The 1,222-nt window shown below is 47.3% G+C and carries 1 protein-coding gene; it reads right to left on the bottom strand.

Annotated elements, in window-relative coordinates; all coding sequences use genetic code 11:
- Positions 1 to 8 precede the first annotated feature (8 nt).
- Positions 9 to 1,160 carry an IS30-like element IS30H family transposase gene (locus tag ACT3RR_RS23060; RefSeq protein ID WP_001254955.1) on the bottom strand — a complete coding sequence of 384 codons (1,152 nt, stop codon included), beginning with the start codon at positions 1,158 to 1,160 and terminating at the stop codon, positions 9 to 11.
- Between the last annotated feature and the right edge of the window lie 62 nt (positions 1,161 to 1,222).

Genomic DNA, 1,222 nt, shown 5'->3' with positions numbered 1-1,222 from the left:
CTGTAGATTCAATCTGTCAACGCAACACCCCTTTCAATTATCTCTTTAGGTGTTTTGAACTTCAGTGTCTTTCTCGGTCTGTTGTTTAGCTGAGCTGCAACCTGATCCAGCTCATATTGAGTATATTGGGCAAGGCATGTCTTTTTGGGAAAGTACTGTCGGATTAGCCCATTAGTGTTTTCGTTTGTTCCCCGCTGCCAGGGGCTCTGAGGATCGCAGAAGTAAACTTTAACTCCTGTGCTGCCAGTAAATTCCAGATGTCTGGCCAGCTCCATTCCTCTGTCCCATGTCAGTGATCGCCGGAGTTCAGGTGGTAAGCTCAGGAATTTATCTGTAAGAGCCTGATTCACTGATAAAGCGTCTTTGCCCCTGAGTCTCAGGATGATCGTATAACGTGATTTTCGGTCTACAAGTGTGGCTATATGGGAGTTTTTTGTACCCGAGACTAAATCGCCTTCCCAGTGTCCCAGAGAGCGTCTGTTATCGATATGCCGGGAACGTTCGTGGATTGGCGTTCCGTTCACTATGTTGATAGTGCCTCTTTCACCTTTGCGAGTATGGCGCCTGCCATGACGGAGGCTGTGCGATCGGCGCAGGTGCTGTACGTTCAGGTGGTGTAGCGCTTCACGACTACGAAAGTAAAGCGTCTTATAAATTGTCTCAGGTGATATTCGTAGTGTTTTTTGACGCGGCTTCGTTCGCCTTAACCATCCTGATATTTGCTCTGGGGACCACTTCATCTCAAGCTTTTCCAGAACAAGCTCTCGCAACGGCATATTCTGATCCAGTAAGCACGGTTTTGGTCTTTTAGCCATCCTGTTGGCCCGGTTATTCGCATCAACGGCTTTGTAATAGCGCCTACCACGATTACGCTGAACTTCACGTGAGATTGTTGAAGGGCTACGATTCAGCATTGTAGCGATGGCTCGAATGCTCATTTTAGCTGACAGACCGGCTCGTATTTCCTCGCGCTCAGACAGCGTCAGGTGAGCAACAGCTCGCTTGCGCTCATTGGGTTTTATGCCGCCAGTATCTCTTAACATCGTGAAGATGGTCCCTGGTTTCGAACCCAGGATATTAGCTATCTCACTGAAGCCTTTTCCGTTCTTCCACAGTTCAAAAACAGATGTTTTTTCCTTTGCTGTAAATGTTCGTCTCATTCAACAATCCTCCGCAACTACATGTTTTCACATGACTGTTGCGTTGACCAATTGAATCTACA

Origin of the sequence: Ewingella sp. AOP8-B2-18 (assembly GCF_052376015.1) — a bacterium.
Taxonomy (GTDB): domain Bacteria; phylum Pseudomonadota; class Gammaproteobacteria; order Enterobacterales; family Enterobacteriaceae; genus Ewingella; species Ewingella allii.
The sequence above is the reverse complement of the archived record's forward strand: the minus strand, read 5'-3'. Positions and strand labels throughout refer to the sequence as shown.